Origin of the sequence: Methylobacterium sp. Leaf93 (genome assembly GCF_001422345.1) — a bacterium.
Taxonomy (GTDB): Bacteria; Pseudomonadota; Alphaproteobacteria; order Rhizobiales; family Beijerinckiaceae; genus Methylobacterium; species Methylobacterium bullatum.
This window is the reverse complement of record NZ_LMMS01000028.1, coordinates 121559-135642: the sequence shown is the minus strand read 5'-3', so window position 1 is coordinate 135642 and position 14084 is coordinate 121559. Positions and strand designations below refer to the sequence as shown.

At 65.0% G+C, this 14084-nt stretch carries 12 protein-coding genes; 8 read left to right on the top strand and 4 right to left on the bottom strand.

Going from position 1 to position 14084, the window contains the following annotated elements; translation table 11 throughout:
- Positions 1 to 47: 47 nt before the first annotated feature.
- On the bottom strand, positions 48 to 734 hold the full coding sequence (gene mtgA / locus ASF26_RS18345; protein ID WP_339161556.1) for a monofunctional biosynthetic peptidoglycan transglycosylase: 687 nt from the start codon (positions 732 to 734) through the stop codon (positions 48 to 50).
- Between the two features lie 124 nt (positions 735 to 858).
- Between mtgA and ASF26_RS18340 the strand changes: the two genes are divergently transcribed.
- From ASF26_RS18340 to leuB, 4 genes are all read left to right on the top strand, one after another.
- Positions 859 to 1818 carry a polyprenyl synthetase family protein gene (locus ASF26_RS18340; protein ID WP_026176129.1) on the top strand — a complete coding sequence of 320 codons (960 nt, stop codon included), beginning with the start codon at positions 859 to 861 and terminating at the stop codon, positions 1816 to 1818.
- A gap of 397 nt (positions 1819 to 2215) precedes the next feature.
- Complete coding sequence (locus ASF26_RS18335) at positions 2216 to 3700, top strand: SulP family inorganic anion transporter (RefSeq protein WP_056257327.1); 1485 nt, start codon at positions 2216 to 2218, stop codon at positions 3698 to 3700.
- A 344-nt stretch (positions 3701 to 4044) separates the two neighbouring features.
- Positions 4045 to 5679 (top strand): HAMP domain-containing methyl-accepting chemotaxis protein, encoded by a 1635-nt coding sequence (locus tag ASF26_RS18330; RefSeq protein WP_082477698.1) that lies wholly within the window; start codon positions 4045 to 4047, stop codon positions 5677 to 5679.
- 422 nt (positions 5680 to 6101) lie between these two features.
- Positions 6102 to 7211, top strand: coding sequence for a 3-isopropylmalate dehydrogenase (gene leuB, locus ASF26_RS18325; protein WP_056257319.1), 1110 nt, complete (start codon positions 6102 to 6104; stop codon positions 7209 to 7211).
- Positions 7212 to 7305: 94 nt separating this feature from the next.
- On the opposite strand, the gene ASF26_RS18320 is transcribed toward leuB, so the two are convergent.
- Together ASF26_RS18320 and ASF26_RS18315 are read right to left on the bottom strand one after the other, a co-directional pair.
- Positions 7306 to 7710 (bottom strand): hypothetical protein, encoded by a 405-nt coding sequence (locus tag ASF26_RS18320; protein ID WP_056257314.1) that lies wholly within the window; start codon positions 7708 to 7710, stop codon positions 7306 to 7308.
- A 101-nt stretch (positions 7711 to 7811) separates the two neighbouring features.
- Positions 7812 to 8834 (bottom strand): hypothetical protein, encoded by a 1023-nt coding sequence (locus ASF26_RS18315; RefSeq protein ID WP_244475984.1) that lies wholly within the window; start codon positions 8832 to 8834, stop codon positions 7812 to 7814.
- A gap of 341 nt (positions 8835 to 9175) precedes the next feature.
- On the opposite strand from ASF26_RS18315, the gene ASF26_RS18310 reads away from it, so the two are divergent.
- The 3 genes from ASF26_RS18310 to ASF26_RS18300 all read left to right on the top strand — a co-directional run bounded on the left by ASF26_RS18310 (position 9176) and on the right by ASF26_RS18300 (position 12295).
- On the top strand, positions 9176 to 10207 hold the full coding sequence (locus ASF26_RS18310) for an aspartate-semialdehyde dehydrogenase (RefSeq protein ID WP_018044930.1): 1032 nt from the start codon (positions 9176 to 9178) through the stop codon (positions 10205 to 10207).
- A gap of 283 nt (positions 10208 to 10490) precedes the next feature.
- Entirely contained in the window at positions 10491 to 11603 is a 1113-nt protein-coding gene (locus ASF26_RS18305) for a hypothetical protein (RefSeq protein WP_056257306.1), read from the top strand.
- On the top strand, positions 11600 to 12295 hold the full coding sequence (locus ASF26_RS18300) for a hypothetical protein (RefSeq protein WP_056257302.1): 696 nt from the start codon (positions 11600 to 11602) through the stop codon (positions 12293 to 12295). Before ASF26_RS18305 ends, ASF26_RS18300 begins: the two co-directional genes overlap by 4 nt.
- A gap of 115 nt (positions 12296 to 12410) precedes the next feature.
- On the opposite strand, the gene ASF26_RS18295 is transcribed toward ASF26_RS18300, so the two are convergent.
- The gene (locus ASF26_RS18295) at positions 12411 to 13058 is read right to left on the bottom strand and encodes a CatB-related O-acetyltransferase (RefSeq protein WP_056257297.1); all 648 of its coding nucleotides are present in this window, start codon (positions 13056 to 13058) and stop codon (positions 12411 to 12413) included.
- A 239-nt stretch (positions 13059 to 13297) separates the two neighbouring features.
- On the opposite strand from ASF26_RS18295, the gene rimP reads away from it, so the two are divergent.
- Entirely contained in the window at positions 13298 to 14071 is a 774-nt protein-coding gene (gene rimP / locus ASF26_RS18290; RefSeq protein WP_056257292.1) for a ribosome maturation factor RimP, read from the top strand.
- The last annotated feature ends 13 nt before the right edge of the window (positions 14072 to 14084 follow it).

The following is a 14084-nucleotide window of genomic DNA, read 5'->3' as shown; positions in this document are numbered from 1 at the left end:
GGAGGGCTCTATGGCACGAGTCGCGGTGAGCCTCCACGTGTTCGGATTCAGCGAAGGCAGCCCATCAATCCGCCGACACCGTTCATTCTTGCCTGGATGCGGGCGGCGACTGCGCGCACGCCCCGCGACGGCAGGGCCGGGTTGCGCTGGATCGGATTCGGCAGAACGGCGGCGAGGAGGCTCGCCTCGCTGCGACTGAGGTTCCGCGCGCCTTTTCCGAACCAGCGCTGCGAAGCGGCTTCGGCGCCGTAGACGCCCTCCCCCCATTCGGCGATGTTGAGATAGACCTCCATCATCCGCCGCTTGCCCCACAGGGCGTCGGCCATGACCGCGAGGGGAATTTCGAGGCCTTTCCGGATGAAGGAACGGCCCGGCCAGAGAAACACGTTCTTCACGGCCTGCATGGAGATGGTCGAAGCCCCGCGGCTCGGCCCCTCGTCATCATCCACCACGTCGCGGAGGGCGCCCCAGTCGACGCCGTTGTGAAGGCAAAAGCGCTGGTCCTCGGACGCGATGACAGCCTGGACGAGAAACGGCGAGATCGCATCGAGGGGGACGGCCTCCCGGCTGACGGGCTTACCGCTCACCCATCGCGCCAGCATCAGGGTTGAGGGCGGCGTCAGCGCACTATAGACGAGCCCCAGAACAAGAATCAGGGCCAGCAACATGACGGGGAGCAGCATGACGAGGCCGACGAACCGCCTCACCCAATGTTTCCTTCGTCCTTGGCGGATGGAATCGAGATCGCGCGCATGGCGTGATCGCGAATCGCTGTCTTCCGCCGCGCCGTCGCGCCGTTCCTGAATCCGTACCTCCCGCACAACGACGCGCCCATTCTTGACCAAGGCCCTTCTTACGATGACCTCACCAAAAGCATCCCACGCTTCGGTCAAGGCGGACGCTTCCCAGGCGTTTTCCCACAAGCTTTCGAGCGTGGCCGACGCCGTCGAGGCGTTTCTGGCCGAACGCCTCGGTCCCGAGACGCAGGCGGGCGAGATCACGCGGCCCGTTCGCCTGATGGAGGCCATGCGCCACGCCGTTCTCGGCGGCGGCAAGCGTCTGCGCCCGTTCCTGGCGGTGGAGACCGCCCGGATGCTGGGCGGCTCCGAGGCCGGGGCGCTGGCCGCCGGTTCGGCCATCGAGCTCGTCCATTGCTACTCCCTCGTCCACGACGACATGCCGGCCATGGACGACGACGACATGCGGCGCGGCAAGCCCACCGTCCATAAGGCCTATGACGAAGCCACCGCCATCCTCGTCGGCGATGCCCTCCAGACCCTCGCCTTCGAAATCCTGGCCGATTCCGCATGGCAGCCGGACCCGTCGATCCGCGCGGACCTCGTACTGGGCCTCGCCAAGGCCTCGGGCCTCGGCGGCATGGTCGGTGGGCAGATCCTCGATCTGGGCGCGGAAGGACGCTTCGGCGCCGTCTCCCTGGACGTCGAGGACACGCTCCAACTCCAGGCGATGAAGACCGGCGCCATTCTCGCATTTTCGGTGGATGCGGGAGCCCTCGTGGGCGGAGCGACACCCGACCAGCGCGCCGCCCTGTGGCGCTACGGGCTCGCCCTCGGCCAGGCCTTCCAGATCGCCGACGACATCCTCGACCGCGAGGCCTCGCCGGAAGCCATGGGCAAGGCCACCGGCAAGGACAAGGATGCCGGCAAGGCGACCCTCGTCGACCGGCTCGGCATCGACGGAGCCCGCGCCGAATGCGACCGCCTCGTCGGCATCTGCGAGGAGGCTGTCTCCGCCTGGGGCGACAAGGCCCAGACTCTGCGGGAAGCGGCGCGGTTCACGGTGGCGCGTAAGGTCTAGAAACAATCCCGCGAAGCCCGAGGGCCTCGAAACTCCCGGTCGCAGTGTCTCCTTGCTGTGAGGGGTTGGGCCGGCTCCAAGACATCCCTCGTCATTCGGGGTCTGCGTAGCCGCGCTCGGAATGACGGCGTGATACCCTGGGCGTCGTGCGGGACCGGCAGCGGCGCGAATGTAAGCCGTGCCCCGACCCGCCGCGATGTTGCATCGCGGCGGGTCCATGCTATCAGGCGTCCATGCATCTCAAGCGGTTCATCGATTTTCTTGGCCTGACTCCGCCGTAGGCGGAGGCTGAGCAGATCGTGTTCCGTCCATGCCCGATGAGCGCTGAAGCGCCCGGGCCTCCAGATGCCTGTCCCTGCCGACGCTTCGCGCACGGGGACGCTCGAAAGCTTTATCCATGAACCGTCAGCACCTCCGGAGCGAGTGGGCTCCCGACGTCACGCGTGAACTCCTGGCCGGAACGGTGGTCGCGCTCGCGCTGATCCCCGAGGCCATCGCCTTCTCGATCATCGCGGGCGTGGACCCCAAGGTCGGTCTCTACGCATCGTTCTGCATCGCGGTGATCTCGGCTTTCGCCGGCGGACGCCCGGCCATGATCTCGGCGGCCACCGGCGCCATGTCCCTGGTCATGGTGACCCTCGTGAAGGAACACGGGCTCGGCTACCTGTTCGCCGCGACCATCCTCACCGGCCTCCTGCAGATCGCGGCGAGCCTGATGCGCCTCGGCAACCTGATGCGCTTCGTCTCGCGCTCGGTGGTCACCGGCTTCGTCAACGCCCTGGCGATCCTGATCTTCCTCGCGCAGATGCCGGAGCTCATCGGGCGAGGGCCGGTCGTCTACGCGATGACCGCCATCGGCCTCGCAATGATCTACGGCCTGCCCTACCTGACGAAGGCGGTCCCCTCCCCGCTGATCACGATCCTCGTCCTCACCGGAATCTCGGTCTGGTTCGGGTTCGACATCCGGACCGTGGGCGATATGGGCGCCCTACCGCGCGAATTGCCCGTCTTCGCCCTGCCCCAGGTCCCGTTCACCCTGGAAACCCTGCGGATCATCCTGCCCTATGCGCTCACCCTGGCAATGGTCGGCCTGCTGGAGAGCATGATGACGGCGGCCATCCTCGACGAGATGACCGACACGACCTCCGACAAGAATCGCGAATGCGCCGGCCAGGGCCTCGCCAACGTCACCTCCGGCCTGTTCGGCGGCATGGCCGGCTGCGCCATGATCGGGCAATCGGTCATCAACGTCTCGTCCGGCGGGCGGGGCCGCCTCTCGACGCTGTGGGCGGGCGCGTTCCTGTTGTTCCTCATCGTCGTGCTCGGTCCCTACGTGGCACGAATTCCCATGGCGGCCCTGGTGGCAGTGATGATCATGGTGTCGATCAATACCTTCCAGTGGAACTCCGTCCGCACGCTGCTGACCCATCCGAAGAGTTCGAGCGCTGTCATGCTGGGCACGGTGGCCGTCGTCGTCACCACCCACGACCTCGCCAAGGGCGTCCTGTTCGGCGTCATCCTCTCGGGCCTGTTCTTCGCCCATAAGGTAACCCGGTTCTTCCGCGTGTCTTCGGTGCGGGACGAGGGGAGCCGGATGCGGACCTACCGGGTGAGCGGGCAGATCTTTTTCGCCACGGCCGAGGCCTTTCACTCCGCCTTCGATTTCCGCGAGGACGACCTGGATTCCGTCATCATCGATCTCGCTGCATCGCATTTCTGGGACATCACCAGCATCAACGCATTGGACCGAGTGGTGCTGAAATTTCGCCATCACGGCGTTCCGGTCGAGATCTCCGGAATGAACGAAGCGACGGCAATGCTCGTGGACCAGGTCGGCACGCATCAGAAGCCGGGTGCCGCGCTCGCCGGCTCGGGACATTGAGCGTCACGATCCGATCGAGCCGGAGAACCACCGACTGATTTGCAGGACCGCACTGAGCCGTCCCCGGAGCCGCAGCGCCGGGAACGCTGCCTGGAGCCTCAACTCCGACATGCCGTAAACGCATCGGTCCGGTGCCGGACAGACCCGTTCGACTCCCCGATGTTCCGTTCATATCCCGCATGTGGTGGACAATCGCTGTAACGCAGCGCCGCTTCACGCTCTATATTAAAAAAACAGAAATTTAATTATCGGATGATAAGTACGGGGCACGGCATAGCGGAAGAGCATCGGCCATGATAGAAAATCTTAAGATAATAAATAAGCTTATGCTTGTTATTTCATTGATGGCGGCAATCATCGGAGGTTGCATCTGGTACGCGACTTCGCAGATGGCGGCCATTGATGATGCTTATACTGTCTATCTTGACAAAAATGCGAAAGGGGCGACTTCAGGCGTTCGGCTCAATCGCACCGTGTTCCAGATGAGCTATATTGCATTTCGCATTCTCGCGGAGCCGGAGCTTGGCGAGAGAAAGCGTGTCAGCGCCACTTTCGAGGTGCTTCCCGCCAATGCGGCACAGTTGATCGAGAACATCCGGGAAACGGCACCATCGTTCCAAGCCCAGACCGACACGGTGGCGGCACTCCTCGGTGAGTTCATCCGGAACATCGAGGAAATGCGCGGGCTCGCCGATAAGGACATGGGCGCAGCGGCGCTCGCTGTGGCGCATACGAAAGTCGATCCGGTTCAGCAGAAGCTGTTCACCGCGTGTCGGCAGCTGGTGGAGGACATCGACGCGATGATCCAGAAGGGCTCCAACGATCTGACCCTTCAGACCACGACGACCCGCCGTTTCACCATGATCCTGTCCACCGTCGGCGTGGCCATGGGCGTTCTCGCCGCGCTCTTCGTCGTCGTCTTCGGCATCACACGCCCGCTCCGCAGACTGACCGATGTGCTGCAGCGCATGGCCCGGGGAGAAATCGACGCCGAGATCGCCGAAACCCGCCGCCGCGACGAGATCGGCATGATCGGCAAGGCCGTGGAAGGAATCAAGGCCATGGTCGCGCAGAAGGCGGCCGAGCAGGCCGAGATCCGCCGCATCGCAGACGAGGCCGCGGCGACCGAGCGCCGCCGGACGATGGTCGAACTCGCCGATTCCTTCGAAGGCGCCGTGGGCGGCATCATCGGCATACTGTCATCGTCGTCCACGGAGCTTCAGACCACCGCCCAGACCATGACCGCCACAGCCACGGAGACCGCGTCCCAGTCCACCACGGTGGCTGCCGCCGCGGAGGAAGCGGCGACGAATGTCGGAACGGTGGCGGCCGCCGCCGAAGAACTGGGCGTTTCCGTCCAGGAGATCGGCCGTCAGGTCACTGGCTCGGCCACGCTGGCCCAGAGAGCGGTCGCTGAGGCGGACCAGACCGCCGCCTTCGTTCACACCCTGTCACAGGCGGCGACCCATGTCGGCCAGGTCGTCGGTCTGATCGCCAACATCGCCGCGCAGACCAACTTGCTGGCCCTCAACGCGACCATCGAGGCGGCCCGTGCGGGCGAGGCGGGACGCGGCTTCGCGGTGGTGGCCACCGAGGTCAAGGAACTGGCGAGCCAGACCGCGCGAGCCACCGAGGAGATTTCCAGCCAGATCGCGCAGATCCAGGAGGCGACCGGTCAAGCGGTGGCGGCAATCGCCGGCATCACGACCCGTATCCGCGAGATCGATGTCGTGGCCACCGCCATTGCCGCCGCTGTGGAGGAACAGGGAGCGGCGACGCAGGAGATCGTGCGCAACGTCGCCCAGGCGGCGACGGGCACCGGCGAGGTGACCCGCAACATCGCCGGTGTGGCCGGCGCGGCCGAGGATACGGGTGCGGCGGCGACCCAGGTGCTGTCCTCGGCCTCCGAACTATCTCGCCAATCCGAGCATCTCAACGCCGAAGTGGCACGCTTCCTCACCACCGTGAGAGCAGCCTGATCCACCCGCACGGGTGAGAGGCCGCATCGATGTCTTTCGGCCGGCCACCCGGTCGAGGATGCAAGCAGGTGCCGGGGCGGTGATCGTCGTCCCGGCTCGCCCACCGGCTTCGGTTGGATCTCGCGATCCCGTCGCCCGTCGTCTTGCGCGAACAGCCGATTCTGGCCGCGACCGAGCAAATCGCAGTGTCGTGCGAGCCGTGCCCATTCTGATGATCCCGGCAGCCCACAGCTCCATCCCCTCGAGAGATGGAGCCCCAAAAGACCTGAAGCGATTGCCTCGTATGGCGTGAGACCGAGCAAGGTGCTCAGGCCGCGGACGACCTCGCGAGCACTGCCGGTCCCTACCGCGAACACTTGCCAAGCGCCCGGGCCCCTCGCTACAGCCGCCCGACGGATTACCTCTGGCCCGCGAGTGCTCCCATGACCGCCTACAAGCTCCTTCTCCTCCCCGGCGACGGTATCGGCCCGGAGGTGATGGCCCAGGTGACCACCGTGATCGGGGCGCTGGCCGAGACCGGCCTCGCAAGTTTCGAGACCGAGACCGACCTCGTCGGCGGGTCGTCCATCGACGCCCACGGCGTTCCGCTCACCGATGCAGCCCTGGCACGGGCGGACGCGGCCGATGCGATCCTGCTCGGGGCGGTGGGCGGCCCGAAATGGTCCGGTGTCGCCTACGACATCCGCCCGGAGGCGGGGCTCCTGCGTCTGCGCAAGGATCTCGGCCTGTTCGCCAACCTGCGCCCGGCAATCTGCTACCCCGCGCTCGCCGATGCCTCTGCCCTCAAGCGCGAGCTGGTGGAGGGCCTCGACATCATGATCGTGCGCGAGTTGACCGGCGGCGTCTATTTCGGCGAGCCGAAGGAGATCACCACCCTCCCCGACGGCACCAAGCGCGCCGTGGATACCCAGGTCTACACCACGGGCGAAATCGAGCGGATCGCCCATGTGGCCTTCGATCTGGCGCGCAAGCGCTCGGGACGCGTGGCCTCGGCCGAGAAGCACAACGTGATGAAGTCCGGCGTCCTGTGGAAGGAGGTCGTCACCAAGGTCCATGCCGAGCATTACAGCGATGTCGAGCTGGAGCACGTCCTCGCCGACAATTGCGCCATGCAGCTGGTGCGCCGCCCCAAGCAGTTCGACGTCCTCGTCACCGACAACCTCTTCGGCGACGTGCTGTCGGACGTGGCGGCGATGCTCACGGGATCCCTCGGCATGCTACCCTCGGCCTCTCTCGGCGCGGTGGACGAGAAAGGCAGTCGCAAGGCGCTCTACGAGCCCGTTCACGGCTCGGCCCCGGACATTGCCGGCCAGGATCTCGCCAACCCCCTGGCCATGATCGGCTCGCTTGCCATGGCGCTGCGCTACTCGTTCGGCCTCGGCGAGGCGGCGGACCTTCTCGACGGCGCCATCACCGATGCCCTCGCGGCGGGCGCCCGCACCAAGGACATCGCGGGAGACGGCGTGACGCCTCTCGGGACCGCCGGTATGGGCGAGGCGGTGGTGGCGGCTCTAAAGTCGCGGGTGCGGTAGGCGCCGCGGCTCTGCCGCCTCCGTCTGGGCATAAAGAAAGGCGCCGACCCGTCCGGGTCGGCGCCTTTCGCTTCTTCTCGTTCGACGGTGGGGCTTAGTATGGGCTGCCGTTGCGCGACACGTAGGAAGTCGGGTCGATCGCGTCGACACCGGAGAAGTCGATGTTGTGGATCGCGCTTGACCGGGCTCCGATGAACGGGCCGTTGGTGATCGGATCGGGTAGGATCGCACCGCCGAAGCGATCGTTGCGGCCGTAGGGCGGCGAGTTCAGGTAGCTCGCGGTGATGAAGTGCGGATTCGTGGCCGGGTTGCTGATCGAACCATTATTCGCCTCGACGACGTTACCGGCATCGAGCCAGCTGCGCGGACGGATGCGGATCGGCAGCGGCTGGCTGACGCGGATACCGGGGGCGTAGCGACCCTGCGCCTCGGCGGCGGTGTTCGCGGCGACGGCGGTAAGGGTGAGCGCGCCCATCAGGGCAATCGTGGCAGTGCGCATGACGGACCTTCGTTGAACCTGTGTGAGGGTAGACCTGATTTCCTTAAGAAACTCGGCCATTCATGGTGAGTAGACGTGCCAGCGGCGCCGTTGTTCCCGGCTTACGGCCGCGCTTGTTCGGTACGCCGCAGTTTCGCCTCATTATGTCGAATTCGCCGCTTCGAGATCGAACCGGTTTCCCCGGCGGCCTCTCGATTGGGTGCGGCTGCGACCGGCGGTGCGCAGCCATCCACCCGCCTCGCCTCGAACACACGATACGCCGCTTCGAGGTCCGGGGAAGCTTGGCCATTCAGAACGATCTTGTCCAGGGCGCAGACGATGGCGCGCGGCTCGGGAGGCTGGCTCAAGGGAGCGCAGAGCCAACCGTCGATGCGCGGAGCGAGTGGCACGAGCCCGTTTTGCCCAGCATTGGAGAAGCCAGTGCAGACCCGTGTCACCGGACCGCTCAACGTGGCTTCCAGGGTCTCGAATGAACCGAACTTGGTCACGATCAAGCCGCGCTCGCCGGTTCGCACCACGGCGAGGCCCTGCCCCTCGGCGGCACGCCGGGCGATGGTGACGAACAGGCTGGCGGGAGGATTGGGACCCTCCCCGATGGTCAGTCTCAGATAGGGCGCCTCGCTGGCGTCGAAGCGCCCCTGGGAGAAACTGTCCTCCCGCTGTCCCGTGACCGGGTTGATACGCGCGGGCTCGATCTTCGCCTCGTCGAGGGCATCGGGGTCGTCGAGCCGGTATCGCGGCGCTGACGCGGCCATGGGAAGGGCCTGACGAACGTTCGAGGCGATGGACGGACCATATGCCGGAGGATGCGCGTCCACTGCCCCGGCTATGCCTGCTTTCGGACCGCGGGGCGTCGGCTCACCGCCGACGAATCGTCCGACGGCGGCAAAGCAGACCAGGATCGCGAGACAGGGCACGGCGAACCGCACCAGCGGGCGGCTGGCTAGCCTGACCGGCAGTTCGTCGATCTCGTCCTGAACAGCGATGCGATGCATGAAACCCTGAAACCGGCGGCATTTCTCACGGCTCGCGCCGCTCAGGCGGCGACCATGCCGTCGAGGATGCGCAGATCGGGTTTCCCGCAGGGTTTCTGGTCCGAGGTTTCGGAATTCGCGGTGAATCAATCCTTGCCGGAGGCTAGGCGCGGCTGCTGTTGCAATCCGTTTGTCACGCCGCGAAAGTCTCGCGTGCAGCGCAACCCTTGACAGCCACGAAGACGAAGCGTCTTGCTCCGCGGCTTACGGGATATCCGGTTTCCTTGAGGGGCCGGACGAGACGGGGCGTGCTGGCATATCTGCGGTACGGCGCGTTTTCGCAGCCGGTCGGTCCGGTCGAGACCGGGAACCTCTGCGAACCCCACTGGCAACGGTACACGGATACGTGCCCGGAAATCCTGCCGGCGGTGCCGAGGCGAAGAGCCCGGCCACGGCGGAGAGCCAGGGCATCACGAAGCGGAGTTGGAGAGATGGGTTACAAGGTCGCCGTCGTCGGTGCCACGGGCAATGTTGGACGCGAGATGCTGGACATCCTGTCGGAGCGGGCATTCCCCGCCGACGAGGTCGTGGCTATCGCCTCGCGCCGCAGTGCCGGGCAGGAAGTTTCCTTCGGTGACAAGATCCTGAAGGTGAAGGCGCTCGACACCTACGATTTCTCCGACACCGACATCTGCCTGATGTCCGCCGGCGGCGAGACCTCGAAGGAATGGTCGCCGCGGATCGGGCAGACCGGTTGCGTCGTCATCGATAACTCGTCGGCCTTCCGCTACCATCCCGACGTGCCGCTGATCGTGCCGGAAGTAAATCCGGAGGCGATCACCGGCTTCTCGAAAATGAACATCATCGCCAACCCGAACTGCTCCACGGCGCAGCTCGTCGTCGCGCTGAAGCCCCTGCATGACGTGGCCAAGATCACCCGTGTGGTGGTCGCGACCTATCAGTCGGTCTCGGGCGCCGGCAAGGAGGCCATGGACGAGCTGTTCCAACAGACCCGTTCGGTCTTCACCGCCGGTCAGATGACCATGGAGAAGTTCCCCAAGCGCATCGCCTTCAACGTCATCCCGCAGATCGACGTGTTCCTCGACGACGGCTCCACCAAGGAAGAGTGGAAGATGGTCGCCGAGACCAAGAAGATGCTCGATCCCAAGATCAAGCTGACGGCGACCTGCGTCCGCGTGCCGGTGTTCATCGGCCATGCCGAAGCGGTGAACGTCGAGTTTGAGCATCCGATCTCACCCGAGGAGGCGACTGCTCTCCTGCGTTCGGCGCCGGGCATCCTGGTCGTCGATAAGCGCGAGCCCGGCGGCTACATGACCCCGCACGAGGCGGCCGGCGAGGATGCGACCTACGTTTCGCGCATCCGCGCGGATTCGACGGTCGATAACGGCCTCTCATTCTGGTGCGTCGCCGACAACCTGCGCAAGGGCGCGGCCCTGAACACGGTGCAGATCGCCGAGATGCTGATCAACCGGAAGCTCCTGAAGGAGCGGGCAGCGGCCTGAGGGGGTTTCCTTCGAGCGGCACATCGATGACCGGAGGGCTCGCCCAAAGGGCAAAGCTCTGGTCTCTCTCTTGGAAAAACAGGGAGACCGGCTGGGGTACTCGATCTCAGGGTATCAGACGGACATCGTGCGAAATTCCTCAGACTGAAAGGAGAACGCCGTCCCGCTCGCGGGGCGGCGTTCTCCGTTTGCGCGCAGTCTCACCCAATGACGAAATGAGTTGAATATTTTCCCATAATTGCCTATTCAGGACCAGAACATACCATGAACTAAGGTACTCGCGATGTCGGAGATTGAGCGTCGGGACCCCTCCAGGAACATCGCCGAGGTACGCGATCTACGCCTCCTCCTCGCGGTGCTGCGGACGGAGACCAAGCTGGTCCGCCTGCGCCGCGCGTTGAGCCAGAAGTACAGCCCGGATCAGCCCCGCGCGCCGGCGGGCCAAAGCGATGGCGGGCGCTGGGTTTCGGGTGGCGGCGCCGGAGGTAATCCGGCCGACCAGTCGTGGGACGGTGGCCGAGCGTCCCTCGACGCGGCGGATCCGGAGACGGAGGCACCGAAACGTACCCTGCTGGACGGCGGCGGCGAGGTTCTGACCTTACGTATCCGATCCGGACGGGGCGACTGGGACGAGCAGCACACCGTCGTCACGCCGGACGGCGACAGCCGCGTCTTCGAGAACAACGGCGACATCCAGACGATTCGCGACGGGCAGACGGATGAGGTTCTGTCCCGCTCGACCTTCGCCACCGCAGGCTCCGCGCCGGAGGCGACGCTGCAGCCAGCATTCCTGCCGGCAGTGGCCGCCGTCGCACCCGCCATCGCACCGGCCGTCGCCGCAACGCTCGAAGCTGCGGCGATGTTGTTGACGGTTCTCGCGGCGCGATCCGCCGGCTTCGGGAATGAACCGGGCTCGATTGCCCTGCGATATGATTTCGAGCCGGACGAAGACAACAAGTTCCCGATTGTATGGGTCGGACCGGTCGATCAACCGACGCTCGTTCAATTCTGCCCGCACAGCGAGGAAGTTCAGGCCGTAACAGACGAGGCCACGCGGCGGCTGACGGCAGCGAACCCAAATCTCGACAAAACAAGGCTTGGAAGTCTTATTCATCTCGATATTGGAAAAACATTCAAGGCGCGGGGCTATCCTGAAATCAGAGTTGAGTATTCTCTGGACAGGGCCAGTGGCAATTCAGCACGATACGGCGCAGGAAATTCGGTGCGACTTGATCTCTACGAGCTGGCGCCGGATCAGATGGTCTGTGTGTACGATCCTAAGACGGGTAGGGAGGGCCTCCACCCAGAGCGAGCCGTTGACTTGGCCAGAACCGCAAAGCGGCATTTCCCCACCTCCCGAGGTATCATCATGATTCAGGTCCGGCCGCGCCCATGACGACCGCCCGCCAGATCAAAGGCCTGTCGGCTCCGCTTCTTGCGCGGAACGCCGATCTCCTAGATGCCGGAAAGAACACTTTGTGGCTTACGCCGATCGATCACGTCGGGCGGTTAATCTTAATCGATCGAACTTCTGATGCGGACAGTTGTGCCGTCAGTTGGCATATCGTCGAGTTCTTCACACCTGAAACAACATCGTGGTTCGGCCTGGGGCGCTACGGCGATCGAATTGGGCGATCCAAGCATTTCCCGGGGGGATGGGGCTGGCGCTGGTCCGATCCGACGATCTACGAGGATTTTATCGAACGCGTCGAGACCGATATCTTGCCGCTGTTTCGGTCCCTGGACACGACGCGCAAGTGTCTCGAATTTAAGCGCGGCGATCCGGAGCGAAGCGGGTATTTGAATCGTTACTGGCATCTCGGTGCCTGCGTCGCGCTCGGCGAGATTGAAAGGGCGCGGGAACTCCTGTCTCGGTTGAAAGCTCACCGTATCGGGGGACAGCCTGCGGAAAGCCCGGCGCAACAGCGCATGTACGAGCGTCTTCGTGCGCTGGACCAGCCCCTGAGCTCCGGCGACCGCGCTGCGCTTTGTACCCTCTTGGCGCAATGGGAGGCGGAAAACCTCGTCGGGAGCCCCCTAGAGCCGTACTGGCAGCGGAATGCGTTTCCGCTGGAGGGTGTTTGCTAGATCATAGTGCAAATTGACGGTTCGAGCGGGATGACGGTGATAGCGGGTTTAGCGGAGCTCAAGACGTAACGCGGCGTTTTTCGTCAGGCGTGGCAGCCCACCGGTCGGTTAGACCTCAAACCGCCGCTTCCAACGCCGCCACATCCCCACCAGAGATCGCCGGCAGGCACCGAGTGATCCGCTCGGCATCCCAGTTCCACCATGCCACAGCCTGGAGTCGCGCGGCGATGTCGGGCGGTACGCGCATACGCACCACCGTGGCCGGGTTACCGGCGACGATGGCGTAAGGCGGCACGTCGCGGGTGACCACGGATTTGGCCGCCACCACGGCGCCGTCGCCGATGCGGATGCCGGGCAGGATCGTGCTGTCGTAGCCGAGCCAGACATCGTTGCCGATCACCGTGTCGCCCCGGTTGGGAAAGGTCATTTCTTCGGGGAAGCGTCCGGCCCAGGCGCCGCCGAAGATGAGGAACGGGTAGGTGGAGGGCGCCTCAACGCGGTGGTTGCCCCCGTTCATGAGGAAGCGCGTGCCCGCCGCAAGCGCGCAGAAGCGACCGATTCGCAGGCGGTCGCCGAGGAAGGCGAAGTGGTAGAGGATGTTGTCGAGGAAAGACTCCGGGCCGGCAGGGTCGTCATAATAGGTGTAGGCGCCGACCTCGACATTCGGCGGCAGGGAGAGATTGCGGATGAAGGTGATTCGGCTGTGGCCCGCAACCGGGTGAAGGCAATCCGGGTCGGGGCCGAATGACGAAGCGGCGGTCATGGGCGAGGCTCCCTGGAACGAGTTGACGGCGACGGAGCGACCGGGATGCGCTCCGCCGGGGAACGGCTCGCGAAATCGCTTGAAACGATCCGACGATGGGACTACTCCTAGCACATCAGTTCTGGTTGCAGTCTTGAGGCTGCGGTTCGGGAGTGGGCCCCACCGGGTCCGCTCTTTTTTATTGCCGCAACGCCTCTCTCACCGGATCGCCTCACGCAAGGCCGGACGTACAGCGCAGCATGGCGGACACTTCCGAAAAACGTCTGATCACCGAGACCGGCGTCGCCGCACGGGTCGTGCAGGTCATCGAGGCTTCGATCGAGGGCCTCGGCTATCGCGTGGTCCGGGTGCGGGTGTCGAGCGCCAACGGCTGTACCGTGCAGATCATGGCCGAGCGGCCGGACGGCACCATGACGGTGGACGATTGCGAGACCGTGAGCCGGGCGATCTCGCCTCTGCTCGATCTCGACGACCCGGTTGGCAAGGCCTATTATCTCGAGATCTCCTCCCCCGGCATCGACCGGCCGCTGGTACGGGCCGTCGATTTCGAGCGTTGGGCCGGCTACGAAGCCAAAATCGAGCTGGCGATTCCCCTCGACGGCCGGAAGCGTTTTCGCGGGATCATCCGAGCCCCCAACGCGGATGGCCTCACGGTGCCGATCGATCTGCCCGACGTGAAGGAGGGGCTGCCGAGCCGCATCGACCTGCCCCTTCGCGATCTCGGCGATGCCTACCTCGTCCTCACCGACGATCTCGTACGTGAATCGCTGCGACGCGGTGGCGGGCCACCGCCGATGCTGGACGATGAGGCCGAAGACGAGATCGAAGAGGGCGCCAAGGCCGAGATCGAGCCCCCCGCCCCTCTCAAGAAGAAGGTCGAGCGGCCGCTGAAGCCAAAGGCGTCGGCCAAGCCCAAGCCCGAGAAGATCGAAACCGAGGCGAGCCGGGCCAACAAGGCCAAGCCAGTCCGCACCAAGGCGGTGCGGGTCAAGGACGACGGCAAGCTTCACTAGAACACCGGCCCGG

Excerpts from the sequence above, each read along its gene's own strand:
- ASF26_RS18310 (WP_018044930.1), top strand. The coding sequence starts at position 9,176 with ATGGGTTACAAGGTCGCCGTCGTCGGTGCCACGGGCAATGTTGGACGC.
- ASF26_RS18295 (WP_056257297.1), bottom strand. The coding sequence starts at position 13,058 with ATGACCGCCGCTTCGTCATTCGGCCCCGACCCGGATTGCCTTCACCCG.
- ASF26_RS18330 (WP_082477698.1), top strand. The coding sequence starts at position 4,045 with ATGGCGGCAATCATCGGAGGTTGCATCTGGTACGCGACTTCGCAGATG.
- leuB (WP_056257319.1), top strand. The coding sequence starts at position 6,102 with ATGACCGCCTACAAGCTCCTTCTCCTCCCCGGCGACGGTATCGGCCCG.
- ASF26_RS18335 (WP_056257327.1), top strand. The coding sequence starts at position 2,216 with ATGAACCGTCAGCACCTCCGGAGCGAGTGGGCTCCCGACGTCACGCGT.
- ASF26_RS18320 (WP_056257314.1), bottom strand. The coding sequence starts at position 7,710 with ATGCGCACTGCCACGATTGCCCTGATGGGCGCGCTCACCCTTACCGCC.
- ASF26_RS18305 (WP_056257306.1), top strand. The coding sequence starts at position 10,491 with ATGTCGGAGATTGAGCGTCGGGACCCCTCCAGGAACATCGCCGAGGTA.
- rimP (WP_056257292.1), top strand. The coding sequence starts at position 13,298 with ATGGCGGACACTTCCGAAAAACGTCTGATCACCGAGACCGGCGTCGCC.
- ASF26_RS18300 (WP_056257302.1), top strand. The coding sequence starts at position 11,600 with ATGACGACCGCCCGCCAGATCAAAGGCCTGTCGGCTCCGCTTCTTGCG.
- ASF26_RS18340 (WP_026176129.1), top strand. The coding sequence starts at position 859 with ATGACCTCACCAAAAGCATCCCACGCTTCGGTCAAGGCGGACGCTTCC.